Source organism: Mesorhizobium sp. M0664 (assembly GCF_040320565.1).
Lineage (GTDB): Bacteria > Pseudomonadota > Alphaproteobacteria > Rhizobiales > Rhizobiaceae > Mesorhizobium.
The window spans coordinates 20,738-47,550 of sequence record NZ_JAMYPW010000049.1; the positions used below are offsets into that span (position 1 = coordinate 20,738).

At 61.6% G+C, this 26,813-nt stretch carries 24 protein-coding genes and 2 pseudogenes; 10 read left to right on the top strand and 16 right to left on the bottom strand.

Going from position 1 to position 26,813, the window contains the following annotated elements; translation table 11 throughout:
* Positions 1-800: 800 nt before the first annotated feature.
* The 4 genes from NKI39_RS28660 to groES form a co-directional block, all read right to left on the bottom strand.
* Complete coding sequence (locus NKI39_RS28660; RefSeq protein WP_352452638.1) at positions 801-1,883, bottom strand: HPP family protein; 1,083 nt, start codon at positions 1,881-1,883, stop codon at positions 801-803.
* Positions 1,884-2,712: 829 nt separating this feature from the next.
* Positions 2,713-2,871: a hypothetical protein gene (locus tag NKI39_RS28665; protein ID WP_352836056.1), complete on the bottom strand. Its 159-nt coding sequence runs from the start codon at positions 2,869-2,871 to the stop codon at positions 2,713-2,715.
* 435 nt (positions 2,872-3,306) lie between these two features.
* Positions 3,307-4,962 carry a chaperonin GroEL gene (groL, locus tag NKI39_RS28670; protein WP_352836058.1) on the bottom strand — a complete coding sequence of 552 codons (1,656 nt, stop codon included), beginning with the start codon at positions 4,960-4,962 and terminating at the stop codon, positions 3,307-3,309.
* A gap of 65 nt (positions 4,963-5,027) precedes the next feature.
* The gene (groES, locus tag NKI39_RS28675; protein ID WP_352453535.1) at positions 5,028-5,324 is read right to left on the bottom strand and encodes a co-chaperone GroES; all 297 of its coding nucleotides are present in this window, start codon (positions 5,322-5,324) and stop codon (positions 5,028-5,030) included.
* Positions 5,325-5,802: 478 nt separating this feature from the next.
* On the opposite strand from groES, the gene NKI39_RS28680 reads away from it, so the two are divergent.
* Both NKI39_RS28680 and NKI39_RS28685 read left to right on the top strand, forming a co-directional pair.
* The gene (locus tag NKI39_RS28680) at positions 5,803-6,078 is read left to right on the top strand and encodes a S46 family peptidase (RefSeq protein WP_352836092.1); all 276 of its coding nucleotides are present in this window, start codon (positions 5,803-5,805) and stop codon (positions 6,076-6,078) included.
* Entirely contained in the window at positions 5,963-6,790 is an 828-nt protein-coding gene (locus NKI39_RS28685) for a S46 family peptidase (protein WP_352836095.1), read from the top strand. Before NKI39_RS28680 ends, NKI39_RS28685 begins: the two co-directional genes overlap by 116 nt.
* 710 nt (positions 6,791-7,500) lie before the next feature.
* Here the strand turns inward: NKI39_RS28685 and NKI39_RS34360 are convergent.
* The 11 genes and pseudogenes from NKI39_RS34360 to NKI39_RS28735 all read right to left on the bottom strand — a co-directional run.
* Positions 7,501-7,707, bottom strand: a pseudogene (locus tag NKI39_RS34360) (NrtR DNA-binding winged helix domain-containing protein); the annotation flags it as partial.
* Positions 7,708-7,736: 29 nt separating this feature from the next.
* A pseudogene (locus NKI39_RS28690) lies at positions 7,737-8,045 on the bottom strand (aspartate 1-decarboxylase); the annotation flags it as partial.
* Between the two features lie 60 nt (positions 8,046-8,105).
* Positions 8,106-9,089 (bottom strand): 3-oxopimeloyl-[acyl-carrier-protein] synthase BioZ, encoded by a 984-nt coding sequence (gene bioZ / locus NKI39_RS28695; RefSeq protein ID WP_352836061.1) that lies wholly within the window; start codon positions 9,087-9,089, stop codon positions 8,106-8,108.
* On the bottom strand, positions 9,086-10,351 hold the full coding sequence (locus NKI39_RS28700) for an adenosylmethionine--8-amino-7-oxononanoate transaminase (RefSeq protein WP_352836064.1): 1,266 nt from the start codon (positions 10,349-10,351) through the stop codon (positions 9,086-9,088). The genes bioZ and NKI39_RS28700 overlap by 4 nt, the downstream gene beginning before the upstream one ends.
* Positions 10,351-10,986 (bottom strand): dethiobiotin synthase, encoded by a 636-nt coding sequence (bioD, locus tag NKI39_RS28705; RefSeq protein ID WP_352836067.1) that lies wholly within the window; start codon positions 10,984-10,986, stop codon positions 10,351-10,353. The genes NKI39_RS28700 and bioD overlap by 1 nt, the downstream gene beginning before the upstream one ends.
* Positions 10,987-10,997: 11 nt before the next feature.
* Positions 10,998-12,137, bottom strand: a complete 1,140-nt coding sequence (locus NKI39_RS28710; protein WP_352836070.1) for an 8-amino-7-oxononanoate synthase — start codon at positions 12,135-12,137, stop codon at positions 10,998-11,000.
* Positions 12,134-13,132, bottom strand: coding sequence for a biotin synthase BioB (bioB, locus tag NKI39_RS28715; protein WP_352836097.1), 999 nt, complete (start codon positions 13,130-13,132; stop codon positions 12,134-12,136). Before bioB ends, NKI39_RS28710 begins: the two co-directional genes overlap by 4 nt.
* A 95-nt stretch (positions 13,133-13,227) precedes the next feature.
* A complete protein-coding gene (gene nadC, locus NKI39_RS28720) occupies positions 13,228-14,082 on the bottom strand; it encodes a carboxylating nicotinate-nucleotide diphosphorylase (RefSeq protein WP_352458523.1) in 855 nt (284 codons plus the stop codon).
* On the bottom strand, positions 14,082-15,623 hold the full coding sequence (locus NKI39_RS28725) for an L-aspartate oxidase (protein WP_352836073.1): 1,542 nt from the start codon (positions 15,621-15,623) through the stop codon (positions 14,082-14,084). The genes nadC and NKI39_RS28725 overlap by 1 nt, the downstream gene beginning before the upstream one ends.
* Positions 15,620-16,594: a quinolinate synthase NadA gene (gene nadA / locus NKI39_RS28730; protein ID WP_352610560.1), complete on the bottom strand. Its 975-nt coding sequence runs from the start codon at positions 16,592-16,594 to the stop codon at positions 15,620-15,622. Before nadA ends, NKI39_RS28725 begins: the two co-directional genes overlap by 4 nt.
* A 66-nt stretch (positions 16,595-16,660) precedes the next feature.
* Positions 16,661-17,629 (bottom strand): NUDIX hydrolase, encoded by a 969-nt coding sequence (locus NKI39_RS28735; protein WP_023722073.1) that lies wholly within the window; start codon positions 17,627-17,629, stop codon positions 16,661-16,663.
* A 173-nt stretch (positions 17,630-17,802) separates the two neighbouring features.
* Between NKI39_RS28735 and panB the strand changes: the two genes are divergently transcribed.
* The 8 genes from panB to NKI39_RS28775 all read left to right on the top strand — a co-directional run bounded on the left by panB (position 17,803) and on the right by NKI39_RS28775 (position 25,242).
* Positions 17,803-18,663, top strand: coding sequence for a 3-methyl-2-oxobutanoate hydroxymethyltransferase (gene panB / locus NKI39_RS28740; protein ID WP_352836076.1), 861 nt, complete (start codon positions 17,803-17,805; stop codon positions 18,661-18,663).
* Positions 18,660-19,520, top strand: coding sequence for a pantoate--beta-alanine ligase (panC, locus tag NKI39_RS28745; protein ID WP_352836078.1), 861 nt, complete (start codon positions 18,660-18,662; stop codon positions 19,518-19,520). The genes panB and panC overlap by 4 nt, the downstream gene beginning before the upstream one ends.
* A gap of 94 nt (positions 19,521-19,614) precedes the next feature.
* Positions 19,615-20,340, top strand: a complete 726-nt coding sequence (locus tag NKI39_RS28750; RefSeq protein WP_352836082.1) for a LuxR family transcriptional regulator — start codon at positions 19,615-19,617, stop codon at positions 20,338-20,340.
* 93 nt (positions 20,341-20,433) lie between these two features.
* Complete coding sequence (locus NKI39_RS28755; protein ID WP_352496585.1) at positions 20,434-21,066, top strand: acyl-homoserine-lactone synthase; 633 nt, start codon at positions 20,434-20,436, stop codon at positions 21,064-21,066.
* A gap of 22 nt (positions 21,067-21,088) precedes the next feature.
* The gene (locus tag NKI39_RS28760; protein ID WP_352836084.1) at positions 21,089-21,463 is read left to right on the top strand and encodes a transcriptional regulator domain-containing protein; all 375 of its coding nucleotides are present in this window, start codon (positions 21,089-21,091) and stop codon (positions 21,461-21,463) included.
* 157 nt (positions 21,464-21,620) lie between these two features.
* Complete coding sequence (locus NKI39_RS28765) at positions 21,621-21,932, top strand: DUF2285 domain-containing protein (RefSeq protein WP_245278728.1); 312 nt, start codon at positions 21,621-21,623, stop codon at positions 21,930-21,932.
* 811 nt (positions 21,933-22,743) lie between these two features.
* Positions 22,744-24,567 carry a glutamine--fructose-6-phosphate transaminase (isomerizing) gene (glmS, locus tag NKI39_RS28770; protein WP_352836087.1) on the top strand — a complete coding sequence of 608 codons (1,824 nt, stop codon included), beginning with the start codon at positions 22,744-22,746 and terminating at the stop codon, positions 24,565-24,567.
* Between the two features lie 459 nt (positions 24,568-25,026).
* Entirely contained in the window at positions 25,027-25,242 is a 216-nt protein-coding gene (locus tag NKI39_RS28775; RefSeq protein ID WP_352453550.1) for a helix-turn-helix domain-containing protein, read from the top strand.
* Positions 25,243-25,936: 694 nt separating this feature from the next.
* Here the strand turns inward: NKI39_RS28775 and NKI39_RS28780 are convergent.
* Positions 25,937-26,813, bottom strand: an 877-nt coding sequence (locus NKI39_RS28780) for an IS1380 family transposase (protein ID WP_352836089.1), incomplete at its 5' end; no start/stop codon positions are given.

Sequence of the window (26,813 nt, forward strand, 5' to 3'; positions counted from 1 at the left end):
TGAGGGCGATAGGCCGCGTGGTTGGGGTACCAAGCGTAGGCGCGGTATTGGGCTGGAAATTGGCGATGCGCGACGAAGAAGTCCGAGATCAACTCGTGCAATGGCAATTCCTAACACCGTGGACGTGTTGGAGCAGCCTCATCCTCCTAGTCAGGAACGTCATCAAGGTTATAGGATTGAAGGCGCGGCGAACCCTCGGAACTCAGGATCATGTTGACATCGCTGTTCGACAGAGCCGACTTGGCGCAAGGAAGCCACATCGTTTCGGAATTGCTTATCGCATGGTCTATCGTCGGCCTAGTCAAACCCTTGGCGCGGCGAGGAAGCGGCGGTCGTCGGCGTGATGCATGAGGGGAGTCGGCCGCGCCTCACCATAGGCGAAATGCAGGAACCAAAGGAAAGGACCACCTGCATGGAATTGCGAACCGCGTCCTCGGCGTCTGAGCCGCGACCCTTGCCAAGGATCATTCAACCCGCGACGTAGAGCTTCAAGCCAGCCTTGGACATGCGAACCGCGCTACCATCGTTGCAGAGGAGCCGTCCACCAGATGGTTCCATTTGTAGTCCGCACGCCTTTAGTCGACATAGCGGACTGGCTCTGGCCACCGGCAAGGTTGAAGAGTGTTCCGTTGTTGCAGTCGTACTTGGCCTACGTGAACCAGATGCCTGAGCACGCGGTCGCGTTTCAGGGTTGATCTACTCGTAAAAAGGAATTGTCTTAGGCGGAAGGCCGCACTTAATACCACTATCCTATTGGCGCCCCATCGGGTTCCCGGATTGAGCAAGTCCGGATCACTATTTTATGCCGCTGCCAGCGTTGTGTCCGCCATGTGCACGCGCGCTGCCGCTGCCAGCAGGTCGGTCTGGGTGATCAGCCCAATAATGCGTCGCTCGGCATCGACGATGACCACGGCATGGCTGCGGCCGTCGGTGAGGACCGGCAGCAGGCTCATCGCCGGCGTATCGGGAGAGGCGGTGCCAGCCTTCGACATCACAGCCCTCACCGCGTCGGTCGCCTTCGTCAGCTCGCGCAGGCCAACTACACCGACCAGCCCGCCGTCGGCGTCGGTCACCGGCAGCGTCCGGATGTTGTGATCGAGCAGCAAATGACGCGCCTGGTCGGCAGGCGCATGTTCATCGACCGAAATCACATCGCGCGACATGATGTCCTCGCACAGCAGGGTGCGGTGGGAGCGCACCATCGCCTGCAACTCGACCTGCCGCAGCAGCCGCTCAAGATCGTTGCGGTCGATATCGAAGGTTTCCTCCAGCGCGCCGAGCGCGGCATCGATATCCTCGGGCTGGAAGCCGACCCGCTCCCGCGCCGGCGGATCGATGGTTCCATGCGCGCTTTTAAGGGCGGGGGCCGCCACATGTGGATAGTTGCGCCGCGACAGTTTATGGATGCCGTAGCCGAGTGCGACCAGCACGATCGAGTTCAGCGCTACCGGAACGAAGGGAAACAGCAAGCCGGAACTGAAGACGGCCGGTCCGCCGAACACCGCAGTTAAGGCGGCGGCGCCACCCGGCGGATGCAGGCAGCGCGTAAACGACATGGCGGCGATGGCCAGCGCCACCGCAATGCCGGTAGCAAGAACGGGTTCACGCACGAAATGCGCCACGATCACCCCGACCAGCGCCGAAATCGTATTGCCACCGATAATCGACCAAGGTTGCGCCAGCGGGCTTGAAGGCACGGCAAAGAGCAGCACGGCCGATGCTCCCATTGGAGCAACTAGCAGTGCGACATGTGGGCCAGACCCGTTCGCCAGCGCACTGATCACGCCAGTCAATGCGATGCCGATCATGGCCCCGATGCAGGCGAGCAGCCGCTCGCGCAGCGTTGCACCGGCAAGGATCGGAACAAAGAGACGAAACGCCATGGCATACCCTTGGGCGAGTGGTCGGAACTCCGCGCTCCGCAATGCAGGCAAAGCCACAGATTTGGAAGTTAAGCCAATTCGGAAAGTCGGCTCACGGGGGAATACTTTTGCGCGAAACGGCCATTGCCAAATGGGTGCAGACATTTTGATCGGCTAGAGAAGGCAGACGGCACGCTGATCCGCTCGAGCGCAGCTAGAGGCCAAGGGCTGCCGTGCCGCGGGCAGCCGGAAATGGGGATGGTCGGAGGTCGAGCTGGGATGGACACTAAGGAATTCAGAGGCTTCGAAAAGCGTGCTGACAATGTGGCATGGCAAGACAAATCAGGCCCTTGTCGCTCCACTTCCGAGGCGAACTCCAGCGGAGTACAGCTTCTACGCGGTGCTTGGTCTGCCTGTCCTTGCCACCATCGGATTCGTTGGCGTCATGCTGAAACGTCCACCTGTAGCCGCTGAGAAGACGACTGCCGCCAGTGCCGTCGTGGAACCGCTATATGACGGCGGCTTGGTTACAGAGCCGGCTCGTGTCGATCGGGCGGGGGAGCCTGATGTGACGTACATGGTCCAGAAAGTGGCCAATGAAGGTGCTGGCATCGTCAACGTGATCAGGTCACGTAATAGCGGTAATACAACCGCGACCACGAGCCTCTCAGGCGTTCGATGAGGCGGGAAAATCCGATCACCAGACCAAACGCGTTTCCGCCACACTGCCACACACGAAACCGATCAGGTCACGTTCCAGGCTCGCCAGAAGATTGGAGCCAAGGCCACCTCGGCTGAACTCTGCCATGCCGCGGCCGCCACCTCTTCCAGCCGCGGTAGAAAACGTGGGTCAGCAGCGCCGGCATGGGCGAGCAACTCCCAAAATCGCGAGCAGCGCCATCGGCTCCGCAAGCGGCCGCAGATGTCGGCCGATGAAGCGGAAGGGCGGCGGTGCGATGGAAGTGCCGTGCGACAGCCTATCCCGACCTGTAATCGTGATCAGGCTCATCTGGGTCTCCGGACGCCAGCGTTGCAGATGGTTTTAGGCAAGCGTGAGCAGGCCGTGGGTCCCAATCCGGTCAGGCCGACCACGATCATGGCCGAAAGAACGAGTTCCAATTGAAAGAGCTGACGACCATAGGCGATCAGGTATCGGAGCCTTTCGAACGATGCGATGAGTTCTACCGCAACCAGGGTCTGCCAGCCGTTGGCAAGGCCTTCAGCCCTGTAAAGATCGACGGCACGGCGGAAGGCAGCACGAGTTTCGACCAGCGGCTGAACGAAAGGACACGGCCAGACCCCGTCTCACGACGACGCCGTTGCGCTTCGCCGCCATCAGGCTGGGTAGAGGACTTGCACGTCTAAAGCTGTCGATCATGCTCGGCACACAAAAAAGGGCGGCATTGCTGCCGCCCTTTCCGCTGTAGGTTGACAGGGGGCTGGATTAGAAATCCATACCGCCCATGCCGCCCATGCCACCGCCGGGCATACCAGCCGGCATGCCGCCGCCAGCCGACTCCTTCTTCGGAGCCTCCGCAATCATGGCTTCGGTGGTGACCAGCAGGCCGGCGACCGAGGCCGCGTCCTGCAGAGCCGTGCGCACAACCTTGACCGGATCGACGATACCAAAGGCGATCATGTCGCCATATTCGCCGGTCTGGGCGTTGTAGCCGAAGGTCGCGCCCTTGTTCTCAAGGATCTTGCCGGCAACGATCGATGCTTCCGCACCGGCGTTGGCCGCGATCTGACGGGCCGGAGCCTGCAGCGCGCGACGCACGATGCTGATGCCGGCGGTCTGGTCGGAGTTGGCGCCAGTGACGGTGATGGCCAGCGAAGCGCGCAGCAGGGCGACGCCGCCGCCGGGAACGATGCCTTCTTCGACGGCCGCGCGGGTCGCGTTGAGGGCGTCATCGACGCGGTCCTTCTTTTCCTTGACTTCGATCTCGGTCGCACCGCCGACGCGGATGACGGCAACGCCGCCCGCCAGCTTGGCGAGACGTTCCTGCAGCTTCTCCTTGTCGTAGTCCGAGGTGGTCTCCTCGATCTGCTGCTTGATCTGGGCGACGCGGCCCTGGATTTCTTCCTTCTTGCCGGCGCCGTCGACGATGGTGGTGTTCTCCTTGGAGATCGACACCTTCTTGGCGCGGCCGAGCATGTTGAGGCCGACATTCTCGAGCTTGATGCCGAGGTCTTCGGAGATGACCTGGCCACCGGTGAGAATGGCGATGTCTTCCAGCATGGCCTTGCGGCGATCACCGAAGCCCGGCGCCTTGACGGCAGCGATCTTCAGGCCGCCACGCAGCTTATTGACGACCAGCGTGGCCAGGGCCTCGCCTTCGACGTCTTCCGAGATGATGACCAGCGGCTTCGAGGTCTGCACGACAGCCTCGAGGATCGGCAGCATGGCCTGCAGGTTGGAGAGCTTCTTCTCGTGGAGCAGGATGTAGGCGTCTTCCAGATCCGCAACCATCTTCTCGGCGTTGGTGACGAAGTAGGGCGAGAGATAGCCGCGGTCGAACTGCATGCCTTCAACGACTTCAAGCTCGGTCTCGGCGGTCTTGGCTTCCTCGACGGTGATGACGCCCTCATTGCCGACCTTCTGCATCGCTTCCGCGATCATCGAGCCGACCGAAACATCGCCATTGCCGGCGATGGTGCCGACCTGGGCAACCTCTTCCGAGGTCTTGATCTTCTTGGCGTTCTTGATCAGCGTCGCGACGACGTCGGCGACGGCGAGGTCGATGCCGCGCTTGAGGTCCATCGGGTTCATGCCGGCGGCAACCGCCTTGTGGCCTTCCTGGACGATCGACTGTGCCAGAACGGTCGCGGTGGTGGTGCCGTCGCCGGCGATGTCGTTGGTCTTCGAAGCAACTTCGCGGACCATCTGCGCGCCCATGTTTTCGAACTTGTCCTCAAGCTCGATTTCCTTGGCGACGGTGACGCCGTCCTTGGTGATGCGCGGTGCGCCGAACGACTTGTCGATGACGACGTTGCGGCCCTTGGGGCCCAGCGTGACCTTCACCGCGTCGGCGAGGATGTTGACGCCGCGCAGCATGCGCTCACGAGCGTCACGGGAGAATTTTACGTCTTTGGCAGCCATTTTTTACTCCTGAGCATTTCGCCCGAAATTCAGATTGGATGGTGCGGATGAAAGGCGGCGGCGTGTCAGCCGATGACGCCCATGATGTCCGCTTCCTTCATGATCAGAAGGTCTTCGCCATTGAGCTTGACTTCGGTGCCCGACCACTTGCCGAACAGGATGCGGTCGCCGGCCTTGACGTCCAGCGGGACGAGCTTGCCGACCTCGTCACGGGCGCCGGAACCGATGGCGATGATCTCGCCTTCCTGCGGCTTTTCCTTCGCCGTATCGGGGATGATGATCCCGCCGGCGGTCTTCGCTTCGGACTCGACGCGGCGAACGACCACGCGGTCATGCAGCGGCCGGAAATTCGACTTTGCCATTTTTGGATTTCCCTGGTGCGGATGTTGAACGGTTCTCCGTTGCCGGAGCGTGGTTAGCACTCACCAGAAGCGAGTGCTAACGCGGCAGTGAGATAGGCCGTAGGCTCCTGCTAGTCAAGACGGAAGAGGGACGGGCGAAGAGCAAACGAGCGTGGAAGCACCGAGCCCTTTACGTGAAAGACGTCGGAGATCGGACATGGATGGGGCGGCTCACCATTTGTAACTGAAGGCTTTATTCATTTGGCACGATTGGTGCAGCGGATGATCCGCAAACGTTGCGCGCGACAAATATGAGAGGTGAACGCCATCAGGACTCTTGCGGTTAACGGGTCCACTCGGTGTTTACGGTGTTGGCCGCCGCGCGGGCGCCAGGACTCCGGCCATCCCGATAGTCACCAATCCAATCTGCGGAGAACAGGAGGCAAGATGAGAGCGACAGTCAGCATGAACTCGAATTTGAAATGTTTGGCCAAAGCAACTGCCATCGCCTTGCTCTGGACGGTCACGGCTACGTCGGCGGACGAAGGTATGTGGATGCCGGGCCAGACTGCGGAAGTGGGCGCGGCCATGCGGCCGTCTGGACGCTGACCCGCTCAACGCGATCGTATCACTGGGCGGATGCTCCGCCTCGTTCGTCAGTGCACAAGGGCTGGTCGCAACCAATCATCACTGCGTGTTCGAATCCATCCAATACCACAGCAAAGAGGGCCAGGACTATCTCACAGACGGCTTTCTGGCGAAGAGCCCTGGGTGAAGAATTGCCCGCGGCGCCAGGCAGCCGAATCCATGTGATCGAGGACATGCGGGATGTGACCGCCGAAATACTCAAGGGCGTCTCGGACAAGCTGAATGGGTTTGCCCGCTATGAGCGGCTCGCCACGAACCGCAAGGCCCTGATCGCCGCATGTGAAGGACAGCCCAATCGCCGCTGCGACGTAGGGGCCTATTATGGCGGCGCCTCCTACTATCTCCAGCAGAAGCTCGAAATCGAGGACGTGCGCCTTGTCTATGCGCCCGCGCTCGGCATCGGTAACTTCGGCGGCGAAACGGACAATTGGATGTGGCCGCGCCACACAGGCGACTTCGGCTTTTATCGCGCCTATGTCGCTCCTGATGGTTCCTCCCGGCCATATGCGCGCGACAATGTGCCTTACCGGCCGAAGAGTTGGCTACCCATGGCCTGTGCAGGCGTCAAGGAAGGCGACCTTGTGATGGTCGCCGGCTTTCCCGGCGCAACCCACCAGTTCCTGACGGCGGATGAAGTCCGGTTCAACTTCGCGCAATTCGAACCGCGGTTGCAGCGTTCGCTCTCGGATTATGCCGCCCAGATCAAAAGGCAACGGCAGGCAATCGCGAGGCGCAGATCCATTGACCGCCCGCTTCACAAATTGGCTCGGCCTAAAACGCATGGGAAAGCAGAAAAGGCAACAGATCGGCACCAGAATGAATATGGCCGCGCGAACTGACAGACGCGCCAACAATCGGCATCTCGCATGGTCGGTGGCACTGGACGTGGCTCCCACCCTGCCGGCGCGACTCCCCATCAGGTCGTCGGGGTTTCGCTGGCGAAAAAACTTCCGCGTGTCTCTGCGCGATCCATCCCGCTTGCGCGTGCCTAGTCAACCAAAAAACTGACCATCTGCAGGATCAGGATCAGCAAAAAAAAGCCAAAGGCAGACGCCAAAACAGCTGCCAGCAGGACGATGCGTTGTTTCTTCACCCACAGTTCCCCCCGGGAGAGAGTCTAATGATAATCCTTAAAAAAGGCGCCCTGAAACAGGGCGCCCTACGCTCATTTGTGCAAGTTTAAAGTTTAGCTTGCCTGCTTTATGTAATTAAAACGTTTCTTTTATGCGACACTTCTCCAAGTGTTACTTGCACAAATCGAACGTATCGCACATTTAGACGAACTGTACATTCGATGGCGACTTTGACGCATGCGTTTACTGGCGGTATACATCCTTCACCGTTGCCGCAAGGCATTGGCCCACTCGCGCGGCACCTCCTTCACGACAAAGGTTGAAAGCCCGTCCTCGGGCGTTTCATTTCCAAGATCACTTCGATCCACTCATACGGGCTTCCCGAGCGAGACCGTGGGTTCGGACGGTGCGAATGAATTTCTCGTTATAATCGAATTGATTATAAGGGTATATTTCTACGTTGAGTATAAAGGATGTCAAGCCCGCGCCAGCGGCAATTTTGTCCGGGCGACCGCCGTTTCGTCGAGGACATGGTGGCGGAAGCGATAAAGCTTCGCCGGCCGACCCCCGGTGTCAAAAGCACTTTCGCCGGTCTCCTCCACCAGTTCCTGCTGCTCAATCAACCGGCGAAAGTTCTGCTGAAGCGCCCCTGCCGATGTAGTCGTCAACGCCGTCCGCGTCAGCGCATTGCCATCGGCGAGAAGCCAACGACATTGTTGATGACGAACGTAACGATCCGCGGCTTCAGAGAGGAATGCGCGCTTCGTCCAGATGGATGGAGTGGGCTGGCAGGTCCGGGCGGCCGCGCCGTTGAGGATGCAGCATCGAGAGCCGCGCTCGCCGAGGATGACATAGGTCGAGATTCGCGCGCCGGAAGTCTTGCTCCATGTCTCCACGAATCCATTGGCAGGATCCCGGCTTCTTCGCAGTGGTCAGGGTCGAGCGTTATCGAACCGTGGTAGTTGAGGTTTGCTTCGGTGACGTGGATGCCGTGCAGCTTGCCGGCGACTATTTTTCGCATTGGTCCCGTTGTCCTATTCATCTCACAAAGTCAGTCCTGATGTTGAGCAGCTTCGCTGGGCTAAATCCCGACGACGAGCGCCCCGCCGCTGAGTCCCGCACCTGCCGCCGCCAGGAGTATTTTCTTGCCCGGCCGAAACGGCTCCGCTTGATTGGCGAGCGACAGTGAGAGCGGGATCGTCGCGGCCGAAGAGTTGCCGTATTCGGCAATCGTCTTGACAATTGCTTGATCCGCTATGCCGAGGTTACTCCCGACAGCATCGAAAATGCGAGCATTGGCCTGATGCGGCACGAACCGGTCGACATCCTGTGGTCGCACTCCGGCAGCGGCTAGCGCGCTTATCGAGCAATCGGTCATCATCTCGACGGCCTTTGCGAACACTTCGCGGCCGTCGGTCATCGTCATTCGGGTTTGCGCGAGGTCGAGGTCACCGTGGAACGGGATGTTGCTTCCTCCTGCGGGAATCTGGATCAGGCCGTATCGCGAGCCGTCCGAATCCACGGAGGCACCGAGAATCCCCCGACCAGTATCCTCGCACGGACCGATCACGACGGCGCCGGCGGCATCGGCAAACAGCACGGCGCTGGCGCGCTCAGAGGGATTGATGCGGCGGCTGAGGATATTGGCGGCGATAACAAGGCTCGCTTTGCCGTGCAGGCGGGTAAATCCGTCCGCAAACATCAGCGCATAGATGAAGCCGGCGCAGGCGCCGGTCAGATCGACAGCGCCGGCGCGGCCGAGCCCCAGCCGATGTGCGACCAGGGGCGCGCTGGGCGGCAGGAGGTGATCGGGCGTCGAGGTGGCAAGCAGCAGCAGACCGATGTCGTGGCGCGCAATGCCGGCGTTCGCCAGCGCCATGTCGCCAGCCTGCGTGGCAAGACCAGACAGCGTATCTTCATCCGTTGCCCAGAATCGCGAGCGAATTCCGGTGCGCCGCTCGATCCAGCCAGGTTCGAGCCCGAGATTGTTCTCGATCTCGGCATTCTCCACTTTGCGCCCAGGCGCATGATGGCCAAACCCGAGAATGCGCGACGACCTGGTCATGGCTTCGAACCGAAGCGTTCGCCGGCCTCCTCGATGGCGTCATAGAGCCCGTCCAGTTCCTCGCCGGTGATGCAATAGGGCGGCAGGAGATAAAGGACATTGCCGAGCGGGCGCACAAGCAGGCCGCGCTCGAGGAAAAAGGCCCGCAGCTTAGGTCCGATCTCGGCCAGATAGCCGGCAGAGCCGGCGCGCAGGTCGAGAGCCAGGATCGTGCCGATCGCGCGGCTGTCGGTGAAGTTGGCATTGTCGCGAAAGCGTCGAAACCCGGCGGCCTGTCTCTCGCTCAAGGCCGCGATCCGCTCGGCCACCGGCTCGTCACGCCAGATCTCGACATTGGCGAGTGCTGCCGCGCAGGCAATCGGATTGGCCGTGTAGGAACTCGAGTGGAAAAACGTCTTCTTGCGATCCGCTGAATAATGAGCCTGGAAGATCGCATCGGTGGCAAGCGTGGCCGCCAGCGGGATGGTGCCGCCGGTCAAGCCTTTGGAGGTGCACAGGATATCTGGAGAAATCGATGCCTGCTCGCAGGCGAACATGCTCCCGGTGCGGCCCCAGCCGGTCATCACCTCATCGGCGATCAGCAGCGTGCCGGAGGTCTCGGCGATCTTCTTCAATTCGGTGACAACCCAGGCCGGATACATCAGCATGCCGCCGGCGCCAAGCACCAGCGGCTCGACAATCAGGGCGGCGGCGCGCTGGTCGCGGCTGACGGCCTCGAACCGATCCAGTGTTTCCTGCTCGCGCCCGGCGGTCGGGAAGGGAATGGTGTCGACCTCGAACAGCAAGGGTTCGTAGGCGGCGTTAAACACGCCGCGGGCGCCGACGCTCATCGTGCCGATGGTGTCGCCATGATAGCTATGCTCCATGACGATGATGCGCGAACGCGGCGCGCCGATGTTGCGGAAATAGCCGAGCGCCATCTTCAGCGCGACTTCGACGGAGGTCGAGCCGCTGTCGGAATAGAACACCCAGTCGAGTCCGGAAGGAGTGAGACTGACAAGCGCCCTGGCCAACTGTTCGGCCGGCTCGTGCGTGAAGCCTGCGAAGATGATCTGGTCAAGGCTCGACGCGGTCGTCTCGATGGCCTTCATGATGCGGGGATGGCGATGGCCATGGGTGACGACCCACCAGGAGGAAATCGCGTCCAAGATGCGGGAGCCGTCGGCCGCGTGGAGATAGGCTCCCTCTGTCAGGACGATTTCAGGGATCGCCGGCTCGAGCGCGTGCTGGGTGAAGGGATGCCACACACGGGATTGCGGCATCATTCGCCTCCGGCAATCAGGGCGAGATCGAAGCCGGCAATCATCGCTTCCCGCAGCGTTTTGCCCGTCAGCGGATCAAGGTGCGGCAGCCTGCCGAGCTGTGGCACATCGGCGAATTCCGCGATTGTCCTTTGCGTGTCGGCCGCTTCGTCGCCGATGAAGGCGACGCCGATCAGCGGGATGGAGCGTGCCCGCAGGGCCTCGATCGACAGCAGGGTGTGGTTGATTGTGCCGAGCGCGGTGCGGGCGCACAGAATGACCGGCAGCTGCCATCGCTCGAATATGTCAATGAACCTTGTCTGTCGGCTGAGCGGCACCATCAGCCCGCCAGCACCTTCGATGATGAGCGGTGTCGGCAGGACCGGAAATGAAAGATCGGCAGCCTCGATCGAAACGTCCTCGATTTCGGCCGAACGATGCGGCGAAAGCGGGCTCTTCAAGCGGTAGGCTTCCGGCAGCACGCGCCCCGACGGAAGCCCCGCAAGCCGTGCAACCGCCTCGCTGTCGGTCTCGCCGTCGAGGCCCGATTGCACCGGCTTCCAGTAGAAACCGTCAAGCAGGCTGGCAAGCCCGGCCGAAAACACCGTCTTGCCAATTCCGGTGTCTGTTCCGGTGATGACGATGCGCTTGGTCATGTCGCCTCCGGTCATGTCTGAGCCAACACCTCGACGAGCGCCTCGACCATGGCGGAAATGTCGGCTTCGCCGATATTGAGCGTCAGTGAGATGCGCAGCCGCGACGTGCCCTCGGGCACGGTCGGCGGACGAATGCCGCGTATGTCGAAGCCGCGGGCCTGCAGGCGCGCCGCCACTGCCATGGTGCGCCTGACATCGCCGATCACCAAAGGCTGGATCTGAGAGCCACTTGGTATCACGCCGCAGCGATCGACCAATTGGCGGCCTGCGAGGGCGACGCGTTCATGCAGCTGAAAACGCCGCATAGGCTCGTCGGCGAGCATTGCGAGCGCTTCGCGCGCCGCGACCGCCATCAGCGGCGAGGGCGCGGTGGCGTAGATGAATGGCCGGCAACGGTTGATCAGATACTCGCACAGTGTCCTCGGCCCGGTCACGAGCCCACCAGATGCGCCGAGCGCCTTGCCGCAGGTGTGGAGCGCGACGATGTTGTCGCGGCCCTCGAAAGCGGCGGCCAGCCCCCGGCCGTCCGGTCCCCAGACGCCGGTCGCGTGCGCCTCGTCAATGACGATGAATGCGTTGTGCCGATAGGCAAGCGCGGCCAGGCTCTCCAAAGGCGCGCAGTCGCCATCCATGCTGTATAGGCTTTCCACCGCAATCCAGACGCATCCCATGCCGCCTTCGGCGCGCCAACGCTTGATCGCGTCCTCGACAGCATCGACGTCGTTGTGCGCGGCCAGCTTGAACTCGGCACGTCCGGCCTGTGCCCCCTCATGCATGCTGGCATGGGCGAGCTCATCGAGGACCAAAAGGTCGCCCTTCTGCGGCAGCGCAGTCAGCAAAGCGAAGTTGGCGATGTAGCCGCTGCCGAAGAACAGCGCGCGGTCGGCTCCAAAGAATGCCGCCGCGTCTGCCTCGAGCTGCTCGTGTTCCGGTGCATTGCCGCGCAACAGCCGCGACCCGGTGGCGCCAACCGACGTGCCCCGCGCAATCGCCGCCGCAACCGCTTCGCCAAGTCTTTTGGAGGCGGCAAGCCCGAGATAGTCGTTCGACGAGAAGTCGCGCCCGGCGCGCGGCTTCAGCGTCCGCAGCCGGTCCTTGCGCGCCAGTCCCTGCAAGGTCGCCTCATAGCGGGCAAGCGGTGCCCCGTTCATTGCGCCTCGAGTTCCATCGGCTCGATGCCAAGGCGCCGGAACAGCAGGGTATCCTTGTCCTCACCGGGATTGTCCGCCGTCAGCAGCGTGTCGCCGACGAAGATCGAGTTGGCGCCGGCAAAAAAGCACAGCGCCTGCATCTCGTCGGTCATGGCGGTGCGGCCGGCGGAAAGACGGATATGCGATTTCGGCATCATGATGCGCGCCAGCGCGATCACGCGCACGAATTCGATCGGCTCGATGGGCTTGGCGTCGGCAAGCGGGGTGCCGGCGATCGGGATCAGCATGTTGATCGGAACGCTTTGCGGATGTTCCGGCAGGTTGGCCAGCGTCACCAGCATGCCGATCCGGTCCACCGGCTCCTCGCCCATGCCGACAATGCCGCCGCAGCAGACCTTGATGCCGGATTGGCGAACGTGCTCGAGCGTCTCGAGCCGCTCGGCAAAGCTCCGCGTGCTGATGATCTCGCTGTAGTAGCGTTCCGACGTATCGATGTTGTGGTTGTAGTAGTCGAGGCCCGCCTGTTTCAGTCGAGCTGCCTGCTCAAGATCGAGCATGCCGAGCGTCATGCAGGTCTCCATGCCGAGCGCCTTGACGCCTTCGACCATGGCCACTACCGCATCCATGTCGCGCGCTTTGGGGTTTCGCCAGGCCGCACCCATGCAATAGCGGGTGGCGCCGGCGTCACGCGCTTTCTTCGCCTCGGCGATGACGCGCCGGACCTCCATCAGCTTCGACGCCTTCAGACCGGTTTCGTGCTGCGCCGACTGGCTGCAATAGCCACAATCCTCCGGACATCCGCCTGTCTTGATGCTGAGAAGCCGGCTGAGCTGGACCTTGTTGGGATCGAAATTCTGGCGGTGCACGGTTTGCGCGAGGAAGAGGAGATTGTTGAAGGGGGCATCGTGAAGTGCCCGAGCCTTCTCCAGGGTCCACGCTCCAGGGTCAGGGGATTGAGCCTGTGGCGATATCTGCGTTGGACTGGCTGTTTGCATGTCCATGCTGTTCCTCCGGTTCTGCCTTGCTTTGCTGTCTGATTGATGACGATCGGAAAGGACAGTTGATTCGATCCTGTCCGTTCCTCAGGCAATCATGAGCCCCAATAGTCGAGGCCGATATCCAGGATCGGCGCGCTGTGGGTCAGTCGGCCGACTGAAATCAGATCAACGCCGGTCGCGGCAATCGCTCGCGCTGTATCGGATGCGATCCCGCCAGAAGCCTCGGTGATAGCACGGCCGCCAACGATTGCGACGGCGCGGCGAAGATCGGCGAGGGACATGTTGTCGAGCAGAACCGCATCGGGAGCGAAGCCAAGTACCTCCTCCAACTGGGCCAGCGTATCGACCTCGACTTCGATCTTGACGAGATGACCGGCCCGTCTTCGTGCTCGCTCGAGCGCCGGGCGAACGCCGCCTGCGATGGCGATGTGGTTGTCCTTGATCAGAATTGCGTCGTCGAGGCCGAAGCGGTGATTGGATCCGCCACCTGCGCGCACGGCGTATTTTTCGACTGCCCGCAATCCGGGCGTCGTCTTGCGCGTGCAGACGATCTTCGCGCCATATCCACGAACCGCAGCGACGATCGATGCCGTTGCTGTAGCGATGCCGCTCAGATGGCACAAAAAATTGAGTGCCGTCCGTTCGGCTGTGAGAATGGCCCGGGCAGGGCCAACCACTGATGCAATGACCTCTCCATCCATGACATTGCAGCCGTCTGCCCGCTCCACCGAAATTTCGACATCAGGATCAATCAAGCGGAAAGCGAGCATCGCCAGATCGAGGCCGGCGACAACTCCGGACTGGCGCGCCGCCAGCACGGTTCCCGCTTGGTGTGCCTTCGGCACGATGGCCTCCGTGGTCAAGTCGCCGGCTCTGCCAAGGTCTTCAAGAAGAGCTGCCCTTACAAGCGGCTCAAGCATGACCGTGGGAAGCGGTGAGAGCGTCATCACTTTGCCCCTTCGAGGCTTGGCGAGTGTCCGAGTTCCCGCGCAGCGGCCAAGGCGGCTTCGAGGGTGATTTCGGACCGTCGGGCGACAGTCGCATGATGAGGAAAGTCTGTCCGGTAATGAGCGCCGCGGCTTTCTTCGCGCAACAGGGCGGCAACCGCGATCATTAGCCCGACAGCCGCCGGATCCGAGGCCGCGTCCTTGCTTTCGGCGAGCGGCAACAAGGCATATGCGGCTGCTTTCAAACCTTCACCATCCCGGACGATGCCGAGTGCGCGCGACAGGAAAACACGCACGGGTGCCGGCGCGGGCGATGGGTAAACGTCCGCAAACGCAGGCTTTGTTCTGCGAGCAGGCGTTCCGGCGACACTTTCAGCGACCCAGCGCGCGCACACGACGGCCTCGGTCAAGGAATTGCTGGCGAGCCTGTTGGCGCCATGCAGTCCTGTCGAAGCGACTTCGCCGCAGGCCCACAGCCCCTTGACGGAGGTCCTACCGGAGCCGTCCACGGCAACGCCACCCATGTGGTAGTGTTGGGCCGGACGAATGGGGATGAGATCGCGCGCGGGATTGATGCCGGCTCCACGACAGGCTGATGCGATTGTCGGGAAGTGTCGAGCAAATTCCGGGCCAGGCCGTTGCCGCGCGTCGAGAAAAACACGGTGGCCGTTGGCAAGATGGTTCCAGACGGCGCGCGCCAAGACATCACGAGGCGCGAGTTCCGCCCCTGGTACGCTCTGGAGAAAAGCTTGGCCGGTTTCGTCGATCAGGGCAGCACCTTCGCCGCGGACGGCCTCGCTGAGCAGCACCATAGGGCGTTCCGGGCCGTCAAGCGCGGTCGGGTGGAACTGGATGAACTCGAGGTCGGCAAGGACAGCTCCAGCGCGGGCCGCAAGCGCCAGGCCCTGTCCACAACTGCCCGAAGGATTCGTGGTGTCGAGAAACAGTCCCCCGATCCCACCGGTGGCGAGGACGACCCGCCGTGAGCCGAAGAAGACAGGTCCTATCGAACCGCTCGCCCAGACGCCTCGGATCGCATTCTCTCGCACCGCCAGCCGGCGCGCTTCCACGCCCTCCACGACAACAATCGAGGGAGTGGAACGCACAGCCGCGATCAGGGCACGCATGATCTCACGCCCGGTGCCGTCACCATGCGCATGAACGATGCGACGTCGGCTGTGTGCGGCCTCCAATCCGAGGCACAGTGATCCTTTCGGCGTACGGTCGAAGGGAACCCCAAAGCCCGCAAGCCCCTCTATCGCCTTGGGCGCGGCTTGGAGGATGCGGCTCGCCACGTCTCTGTCGCAGAGACCATCCCCGGCGGCAAGCGTATCGGCCAGGTGCAGTGCCGGATCGTCGTCTTCGCCGAAACTTGCAGCCAGACCACCCTGTGCCCACGTGCTCGAATTGTCAGCTCCCAGCAGCGTCCTGGACAGAAGCAGCACCGGCTCCGGCGCCAGTTGAAGCGCGGTCATCAGTCCGGCGATGCCGCCGCCGATGATGATGGGCCGCCCGAAGATGCTGCGGACATCGGCGCTCAAATTGCCAGCATCCGTTCGACCGCAAGCCGCGCGCGCCCGGCGATCCCGGGTTCGATGGTTACGATATGGTGGTTCTGCTCGAGCGCCATGCGGATGTTGGCAAGCGTGATCCGCTTCATGTGCGGGCACAAATTGCAGGGCCGGATGAACTCGACCTCTGGGTGCGCTAACGCGACGTTGTCGCTCATCGAACATTCCGTCATCAGCACGACACGTGCCGGCCTTTGCCTTTCGACATAGTCGGACATGGCAGCGGTCGAGCCGGAAAAATCTGCTTCAGCCACGACGTCGGGCGGGCATTCGGGATGCGCGAGCACGATCACGCCGGGATGGCTTTCGCGCAACTCGCGGATGTCGGCCGGTGTAAAGCGCTCATGCACCTCGCAATGCCCTTTCCAGGCGATGATCTGCACATCGGTCTGGGCGGCGATATTCTGGGCCAGATATTCGTCCGGCAACATGATCACCTGGGGAACGCCAAGGGATTGGACGACCGCCTTGGCGTTGCCGGATGTACAGCAGATATCCGACTCGGCTTTCACTTCGGCCGACGTGTTGACATAAGTGATGATCGGCACGCCGGGATAACGCTGGCGCATCAAGCGCACGTCTTCTGCCGTGATCGATTCCGCCAACGAACAGCCTGCCCGCAGGTCGGGAATGAGCACCGTCTTTTGCGGATTGAGCAGCTTGGCCGTTTCGGCCATGAAATGTACGCCGGCCAGCACGATGACTTGCGCCTCGATCGTCGCAGCCGTGCGGGCCAGTGCCAAGCTGTCGCCGACGATGTCGGCCACGCAATGGAAGATCTCGGGGGTCTGATAGTTGTGCGCCAGGATGATGGCGTTGCGCTCGCGCTTCAGTGCAAGGATCGCCTCGATATCCTCGACGAAAGCCGGCCATTCGATCGGCGGGATCACTCGTCGGACGCGCTCGTAGAGAAACGCGGTCGCAGGCAGCACGGCGCTCATCGACCCCTCCAGCTTATACTCTAGGTGAAAATAACCAGCATATACTTGCTGTGAGTATAAGCGATGTCAACCCCGCGCCAGCGGCAATTTTGTCCCGGCGATGACCCTCTCGTCGAGAACGGCGTGGCGGAACCGGTAAAGCTTCGCTGGCCGGCCGCCGGTCTCCGCGGTTGCCTCTCCGGTCTCTTCGACCAGCTCCTGCTGCTCGATCAGCCGGCGAAAGTTCGGCTTACGCACGAGCCTGCCGGCAAGCGCCTCCACGGTTCGCTGCAGCTGCAAAAGCGTGAAGACCGGCGGCATCAGCTCAAATACGACCGGCCGGTATTTGATCTTGGAGCGCAGCCGCGCAATGCCGGTCGCCACGATGCGGCGATGATCGGCGACCATAGACTTGCTGGGCACCAGCGGAGGCAGCGTCGCGTCCCGTCCGCTTCCGGCCTCTTGGACCAGGCCTGCTTCGTAGACTAACTCATAGCGTTGAAGCGTGAGTTCCTCGTTCCAAAGGCGGTCGTCGAAGCCGAAGGCTATCGTCGCCCGCTGCCAGCGTTCACGTCGCGTGGCCGCGTCGCTGACGCCGTCTGCCCATTCAATCAGGCGCGGTCGCAGAACGTCCAGCACGACCGGAGGCGTGCCGGAGCGGTGGTCCTCCCATGGAAAATATTCATACCAGCTCTGCCAGCCGCACTTGGGCGAGCCAGCTGCCTGTTCCTTGCGGGTCAATGCGAGATAGCTGATGGAGATGACGCGCTGCTGGCGCTCGGCGCCGATGCGATCCCGATCCGCGAAGGTGTAGAGTTGCTCAATATACCCCAGCGGATGGCCGGTCTGCTGCTCGACCCACCCCCTCAAACCGGATTGCAGCGATCGGTGCTCAAGCGCAAATGGTCCGGAGGGAAGGGTGTCCGCCTGGCCGATGGTGAGGACACAGGGTTCACTGTCGTTTACGGCGACGACAAAGGCGATCAGGTCCACTTTGACTTCGTCGGCCTTGACGGCGGCTCTGTCTTTCCTGGGTCCTTTTGCCTGATCGTCCATGTTCGCGAAAGTGGTTGGCCAGCTCGGGGGCGCCTGAATCGATTTAAGTGTAAGCGCGCCTGTCCGCACGTCAACACCGCACAGCTGCACGGCCATTTTTAGCTCTTCGCACTTGCACAAAAATGTGGCAAACGCGACACCCGCGGTTGGTAACGTTGGGGAAGGAGGGTCCATTGAGTGCGTTTGGTGATACCAAGGCGATCACACCGCCGGATATTCGTTCGCGCAAAGGTGGGACGCCGCTCGTCTGCCTTACCGCCTACACGACGCCAGTCGCCCGGCTTGTCGATCCCCATTGCGATGTGGTGCTGGTCGGCGACAGCGTCGGCATGGTTCTCCACGGCCTGCCCTCGACGCTCGGTGTGACGCTGGAGATGATGATCACGCACGGCCAGGCCGTGCGCCGTGGCCTCGAGCAGGCGCTGATGGTCGTCGACCTGCCGTTCGGTTCCTTCGAGGAAAGCCCCGAGCAGGCTTTCCACAATGCCGCGCGCGTCATGGCTGAGACCGGCTGCGCGGCCGTCAAGCTCGAAGGCGGCGAAACGATGGCAGAGACGATCGGCTTCCTCGCCGCGCGCGGCGTGCCGGTCATGGCCCATGTTGGCTTGACGCCGCAGGCGATCAACACCATCGGTGGCTACCGCGTGCAGGGCAGAGGCGGGGATGCCGAGCGCATCAGGCGCGACGCGCTTGCGGTGAGCGAAGCGGGCGCCTTTGCGGTCGTGCTGGAGAAGGTTCCCGAGGCGCTCGCCCGCCGGATCACCGGGGAGGTGGCGACCCCGACCATTGGCATCGGTGCCTCGGCAGCCTGTGACGGCCAGATTCTCGTCGTCGACGACATGCTGGGCCTCTTCGGCGACTTCCGGCCCAAATTCGTCAAGCGCTATGCTGAAATGGGGGAGGCCGCTGCGGCTGCGATCGCGGCCTATGCGCGGGAAGTGAAGGAGCGCCAGTTTCCGGCCGCCGAGCACGTGTTTGCCGATGCGCGCAAGCCCGCCGACGCGGACGCCACCAAGAGCGGAGAAGCAGCGTGAGCGTGCCGATTGTCAGGAGCGTTGCCCAGCTTCGCGAAATTGTCGCCGCATGGCGCCGCGAGAGCGTGAGGATTGCCGTGGTGCCAACGATGGGCGTCCTGCATGAGGGCCATCTCAGCCTGGTGCGCGCGGCACTCGAGAAGGCCGACCGGGTGATCGTGACGCTCTTCGTCAACCCGAAGCAATTCAACAGCCAGGCCGATCTCGCCGCGTATCCGAGCACCGAGGACGAGGATGCCGCCAAGCTGGCACCGCTTGGCGCGCACCTGCTTTATGCGCCGGATGCAGAGGAAATGTATCCGGCGGCCTTCGCCACGACCGTTTCGGTGTCCGGTGTCAGCGAGGGCCTGTGCGGTGCCTTCCGGCCGGGACATTTTGATGGCGTGGCGACCGTCGTCGCCAAGCTCTTCCTGCAGACCAGCGCTGACTTCGGCTTCTTTGGCGAAAAGGACTTTCAGCAGCTTCAGCTAGTCAGGCGTATGGCCCGGGACCTGGATATTCCAATCACCATTGTTCCTTGTCCGACAGTCCGCGAAGCCGACGGTCTTGCACTATCATCGCGCAATGTCCGGCTCTCGCCAGCAGAGCGTGCTGTTGCCCCCGAGCTATCATCGGTCTTGCTCGAGACGGCTGAGCGGCTTGCCCGCGACTCGCCCGTCCTGCCAACGCTTGCCGAAGCGCGCGCAGCAATTCTGGCTGCGGGCTATCGCGAGGTCGAATACCTGGAACTTCGCGACGAAACAGATCTGCGACCCATGACAAGCCTTGACCGACCTGCACGCTTGCTTGTGGCGGCCTGGCTCGGCGGCACACGGCTCATAGACAACGTCAGAATATCACGGGTTTCAACAGATTAACGGGGTTCTCGGCACGCGCTGTATCCGTCCGGGATCGTTTAAAACAAGGTCTCTGCCTGGCATCGAGCGATCACGGAGGTTACGCAAAGCGCAAATGCATCGCGTGTTTGAGAACTTCGTCGAGCAACTGTCTGCAAGTGTTGATGCTGCCGATCTCCGTGAGGCAATGGCATCCGCTGCAGCCGGCTTCGATTTTCCGCTATTCGCCTATTTCACTTACCCGTCGGCCTCCGGCGACGCCCCGCAATTGATCTCAAACTATCCTTCATCCTGGACATCACGTTATCTGCAACAGCGATACCACAGTCTTGATCCGGTCATCCTGCGCGGGCTGCAAGGCTGGGATACCTTCGATTGGGGGGTGGATCGCGCTCGGCACTGTCTGCCGAATTCGCAGCAACAAATTCTGGAGAGTGCGGCTGAGTTTGGCATCCGCGGCGGCCTGACGATGTCCATGCATGATCATCGCGGCCGGTTTGCTGCCCTGACCTTTGCTTCCGACGAGTCCCGTCCGCCTCTGTTGCGGTCACTGACACGTTACGAAAAAGCATTGCAGCTGGTGGCCATCAACTTTCATATCCATGCCCGGCGCAGGCTCGCCGACGATCGCGTGGTGGATGGTGTAACGCTCACCCCGCGGGAGTTCGAGTGCCTGAAATGGGCGGCGCGCGGCAAGTCGGCTTGGGTTATCAGCCAGCTTCTCGGCGTCTCAAAGCGCACCGTGACCTTTCATCTGGAAAACGCCAAGGCAAAGCTTGGCGTTCGAACGATCAACCAGGCCGTTGCACGACTGGCTGCCTCCGGCCAGGCGAGATCCTGATTCGTCGGCCACGATAGCTGTAAACCTCTACAGGCTGCATCGCTGCCGGCTTTGCCCTTCGATGGCGGGAACACATCCCGCACGGAGGCGACCATGATGCAGCTGATAACACCAGACCTTTACGACGAGTTCGCAAGCGAGCTCAAAGAGATGCACGGGCTCAGGTTTCGGGTGTTCAAGGAAAGGCTCGATTGGGAAGTTGATACCGAAGACCAGATGGAAACAGACCCGTTTGATGGTCTGAAGCCTGTCTATCTGCTCCTCAAGGGATCCGACTGGCGAATTCGCGGTTGCGTGCGTCTTTTGCCCAGCACCGGACCCACAATGTTGCGCGACACGTTCCCGGTGCTGCTGGGTGCTGACGTCGTGCCCTCGACCTCCGACATATGGGAGAGCAGTCGTTTCGCGCTCGATCTTCCTCCGTCGGCGCCCAAGGCAGCGGGCGGACTGGCCCAGGCAACCTACGAGCTCTTCGCGGGCATGATCGAGTTCGGCTTGGCCAAGGATCTGACCCGGATAGTAACGGTGACGGACACGCGCATGGAACGGATCCTTCGCCTCGCGACGTGGCCATTGTCGCGCATCGGACAACCCAAGTCCGTCGGCAAAACGGAGGCGGTGGCCGGGTTTCTCGAGATTTCCCGCGCGAGCCTTTTGCGCATCCGCAGCAGGGGACGTCTGAGCGGACCGGTACTGTGGCAACCGGTTCTAGGCCCGTCGGCATAGCGCCATTGTGGACACCTGAGCCGTGAAGGATGCTGGTCTGCCCAAGGAAGCGACGGTCGGTCTTGTATGCTGGCCGGACTGGCGTCGTCACGAAGCTTACCACTACGCCAGACGATTGCCACGCACTGCCTGGGCCTGGGAGTTTCTTCGGCGCAATCCACAATTTCAGCGCGACCACGCCAAAATGGCACCGTCCGCCTACATTGTCGGAGCCCAGGCCGACATGAAGATAATCGAGTTGACGACAGGATCATCTTTCCTAAGCCAATGGAGCCTCCTTTTTCGCGGACGCGCCACAGTCGGACGCTACGTCGGCAAGGGTCTTTTGGGATCCGCGCGACTGCGCCCGTATTCTACGAGCGGCCGCGGAGCCGGTTGGGCTCGACCACGATTTTGAACCGCTTGATCTCCCTTCGCTCTCATGCTGCAAGGACATCCTGCTGACACCTGCCGGCGTGCAGCACGTGCTGCTGAGGGAGGACTGCCGGAGTCTGCAGATCGCCCTTTCCGGTGCATCCGTTCTCCGCCCGTTGCGGCTATATGTCGACGCGATCGTGCAGCCGCAGCACCTGAAGTTCCATGTCGCTGCCCTTCAGTTCCTGAACGACATCAATGGTTGCGGCCGCCTGGCAGCTGCTTGCTTTCCGCCGGAACCCCGCGGAGCGCGTCTGCGTATCGTGCTCCAGGCTTTGGATGGCTCGCTTGCGGGAGCATCTCATCAGGAGATCGCCATTGCCCTGTTCGGGAGACGCCGTGTCGAAGAAGATTGGTCTCATCCAGGTAGCCATCTTCGCGATCAGGTGCGTCGCGCCATCCAACGTGGCCGCTACCTGATGGGCGGCGGCTATAGACAGTTCCTGATGTAATTCGGGTGACAGCTTGGTGATTGTCTTATTCGAAAACGCGCAGGCATCAATCTCCATTTCTCACTGCTATTGTGCCTTGTACAAGACGTGACACGCGCCTCTTCCGCTGCGGGAATCGGGTTTGAGTAATACGGACCAAGCACTGAGAACCAACGTTTTCGTGATAGTGCATTCATGCCCCGAGAATCCTGATGACCGTTACGAACCCCGACAAAGCCGGCGCTGACTGAAACGGTCGCTGAACGTGCTCTGTGGCCTGCGCCGCCTGACTCTCGGTTTCGGCCATGCCGACTAACAGCGTATTGATAGGCCATCGCGGGCTAAGCTCTACCGGCGAAAGCCGCGTCAAAGCGGCAGGCAATCAGAAACTAGATCGGCGGCGACGATGATTATGATCAACGTGACGAACACGTGAACCATGCCGACGGCGCCGACGTTGCCGATGATGATGATGCCGACCATGCGTCGCTGATGCTGCCTAACTACAGTGCTGTGTGATCATGCCGATCACCGCGTGACCACGAGCGGCGGCGGTTCGTGGTCAGGTGCGTGGCCGGGATGATCGCGCATGGCCGATTGTTCCTTCGTGCCGCGGGTGTGGGCTTGCGTTCGGTCATGAGGACGTCAGGCGCAACGAAGAAGTTAGATCAGGGCCCCAAACGCGGCTTATCCATGGGGTGGATGATAGCTATCCCTACAATCAATTATACCAATATTACCCAATACTACTAGAAGATCCCCCAATGAAAGCGGCCGGATGGGTATCCGTCTCGCGTAGGCTGAAGCTGCCGGCAAGAATGGGAAGACGAACATGTGCGGGATTGTTGGCATCGTTGGGCAACAGCCGGTGTCGGATCGGTTGGTCGACGCATTGAAGCGTTTGGAATATCGCGGCTATGATTCCGCCGGCGTTGCGACGATCACCGAAGGTGCCTTGCACCGCCGGCGCGCCGAGGGCAAGCTCGTCAATCTCGAGAGGAGACTGAAGGAAGAGCCGCTGAGCGGGAACATCGGCATCGGCCACACGCGTTGGGCAACCCATGGGGCCTCGACGGAACGCAATGCGCACCCGCACTTTGCCGACGGTGTCGCCGTCGTCCATAACGGCATCATCGAGAATTTCACCGAGCTGAAGGACGAATTGGCGGCGGCTGGCGCCGAGTTCCAGACCGACACCGACACCGAGGTCATCGCGCATCTCTTGGCAAGACACCGCCGGGAGGGCATGAGGCGGCAAGAGGCGATGCGTGCCATGCTGAAACGCGTCAGGGGCGCCTATGCGCTTGCCGTCCTCTTCGAAGATGATCCCTCGACCATCATGGCGGCGCGCAACGGACCACCGCTGGCGATCGGTCACGGCGACGGCGAGATGTTCCTGGGCTCCGACGCGATCGCGCTTGCTCCCTTCACCAATGAAATTACCTATCTCATCGAGGGCGACTGGGCCATTGTCGGCAATTCGGGCGCCCATATCTTCGATTTCGACGGCCATCCCGTCGAGCGTCCGCGCCATACCTCCACGGCCGCGGCCGATCTGGCCAGCAAGGGCAATCATCGCCACTTCATGGAGAAGGAAATCTACGAGCAGCCCGAAGTCATCGCCCATGCTCTCCGTCACTATAGCAACATCATAGAGAATCGCGCCGACATGGTTTCTGGCATCGATTTCGCCAGGATCCCGAGCTTGGCGATCTCGGCCTGCGGGACCGCCTATCTCGCCGGACTGATCGGAAAATACTGGTTCGAGCGCTATGCGCGCCTGACGGTTGAAATCGACGTTGCGTCCGAATTCCGTTACCGCGAGATCCCGTTGTCGCCGCAGTCGGCGGCTCTTTTCATTTCGCAGTCCGGCGAAACCGCCGATACGCTCGCATCGTTGAGGTACTGCAAGGAGCGTGGGCTGAAAATTGGCGCTATCGTCAATGCCTGCGAATCGACCATCGCTCGGGAGGCCGATGCGGTCTTCCCGATCCTTGCCGGACCGGAGATCGGCGTCGCCTCCACCAAGGCGTTTACCTGCCAGCTTGCCGTTCTAGCCGCACTCGCCATCGGCGCCGCCAGAGCCCGCGGGACCGTAACCGAAGACGAGCTGCAGGCGCTCGTCAGGAGCCTCGCCGAAGTGCCGCGCGTCATGGGCCAGGTACTCAACAGCATCCAGCCGGAGATCGAGTTCCTGTCGCGCGAACTGTCAAAGTGTCGTGACGTCCTGTATCTCGGCCGTGGCACCAGTTTCCCGCTAGCGATGGAAGGTGCGCTGAAGCTCAAGGAGATTTCCTACATCCATGCCGAGGGCTATGCGGCGGGTGAATTGAAGCACGGTCCGATCGCATTGATAGACGACAACATGCCAGTGATCGTCATCGCGCCCCATGATCGCTTTTTCGACAAGACCGTCTCCAACATGCAGGAAGTGGCTGCCCGTGGAGGGCGGATTATCCTCATCACCGATGAAAAAGGGGCAGCCGCATCGAAAATCGACACCATGCACACGCTCGTGCTGCCGGCTGTCGACGAGATTATCGCGCCGATGATCTTCTCGCTGCCGATACAGCTTCTTGCCTACCACACGGCGCTCTTCATGGGCACAGATGTAGACCAGCCGCGCAATCTCGCAAAATCGGTCACGGTCGAATGATTGTGAACCTTTATAGGTGGCGATGCTTGTCCATCTTCGCTGCATCGGCGGTGGAAATTGGTCGAAGGTATCAGCGTCCGCGAGGCTGGGTGGACGGTGCCGCGAATAGCCACTGGAGGCGTCAGTGAGAGTTCGAGTTGCTGTTCAAGAAAGCCATCGGGGAGAATGAGTCGTGTAGGATCGCAGGTCGAATGCGCTACAGCCGATCAGGCCATCTCATGGCGGGCAGGTTCTTAGAACTTGATCAGTAGCAGGTGAGCCGCCATATTCCGACCCGGCTGCCAATTTCAAGTGGCCCATTCCATGGATGAGGCCGGTCCGGCCGAATGGACGTCCATTTTTTGATTTGCTGGGTGTGCGCCAGGGTCGGGGAGGAAATCTCCCGATTTGTCAGGCGCTCCCATCTTCTTGGAGATGTTTATGAAGGATTCGCGCATTCCCGAGCCAGTCTTGACGGCTATGTCGCAGGGGACCCACATCATCCGCGCTTATCGTGAGCACCTTGGGTATTCAATCGAGGACCTCGCGGTCGCGTGCGGGCTTGCCGCTCAGGAAATCCAAAACATCGAGCGGGGTCTAAAGTACAATAAGGGCTATCGGAATCGGATAGCGAGATCGCTGTCCATACCTGTGGGAATTCTTGAGGCAGAGTCGGACATATCGGACGCCGCCTGATCAGTCGGATAATCTGCAATGGGTGGAAGACCGTTCTTGTGATGTGACGTTTGCGGCTGATAGTCGTCGCTTGATTCCGTTGGACGCGAATGCCTTCTGGCGCAGTACCGCCAAGAGAATTCTCGTCCACTGTCCGAGTCAGGAACTGCACACGGGCTCGCCGAACAGGAAGTTGGAACGCTTCGTCATGCTGTCTTAGGCGATATAGCCGCCCGGAGTGCTGCGACACGTGCACGATAGCATCGGCTCGCGAGGATGGATTGCTAACGGCGAACCCATGCTGGTCGGCAAGGCGATATTGGCTGGAGCATCAACTCGGCCGACGAGAGTGGCCCCCCATCCTAGGCAGGATCGGCCGACATGGCCGGCATCGCGAGCCGCTCTGAAAAGAGCACAGCGGGCATCCAGACGCTGCCGGGTTGACTATTGGTGTCGGAACCGCAAAAAGGGGCCGCTCTTCATGAGTGGCGTGCGCCGGCAGTCTAACCCCAAGCCCCCCGCCAGGCTGCCGGCGCGCTTCTAGCCGCCTTGATGCACGGCGATAAGCTTTTGACGGCCTGAAGCGACGTTGTGGTCGCCGTTGCGGTGCTTTTCCACGCGCCTCGTCAGGCGCCGGGATTGCTCCGTCGTGATGGCAGGCGGGGGTTTGCAGGTTGCGGTCGACGGGTTCGTTTCGGGGCGTCTGCCCCCATCGTTATGTCGCGAGTTGGGGGATGCGATCGAGGACGATGCGCAGGATGCGCTGGTCGGGGCACGATGTCGGCAGGTGCAGGCGGATTTGCGATTTCATCTCGACCACCCGCGCAGCGATTTTGATGAGGCGCAATCGCAGCGTGTCGAATTGGGCGACGGCAAAGCTCGAGCGCCTCGGCATCGCGGCCCGCAAGCCCCACATCAACCAGTAAGCACCGGCATGCAGGAATAGCCGGAACTGGTTGGCCGTCGCTCTTGTGCAGGACGTTCGGTCGGCGGCGAGATGCGTCTTCCACGACTTGATGTGGTTCTCGGCCGCGCCGCGCCGGCAGTAGACATCCTCGTAGAGCGCCTTGGCCTTCCCACCGGCAAGGTTGGTGACGACGAAGCGGATATCGCCACCTTGGGCGCCGACCTCGACCCGCGCGATGATGCGCTCGACGCGGCTCCAACTAGCGGCGCCGTCAACGAACTCCTTGAACCTGCGGACCTTGCCTGTCTTGGCCGATGCTTCGAAGCGCGCCGTCGTCCTGGCCTCCAGATCCGCAACATGCTTGCGCAGGGTCGTGGTGGGCGCGAGGCCAAAGATGAAGTCGACGTCGTTGGCGCGGCACCGGTCGATGACCTGCGGGTTGCAATAATGGCTATCGCCGCGGAGCAGGATTCGAATGTTCGGCCAGTTGATCCGGATCGCCCGCACCAGACGGCGCAGGTGGGGGCGGATCTCAGCCCCACTCGGCCGCTTGGCCGGTCGCAGGATCGCGCTGACGAACCGTCCCGCACCATCGAACACGACGATCGGCTGGAAGCCGTACTCGTCATGGTGGGCATTGAACAGGCGAAGCTGTTGGCCTCCGTGCACAGCGTCGAAGGTGTCG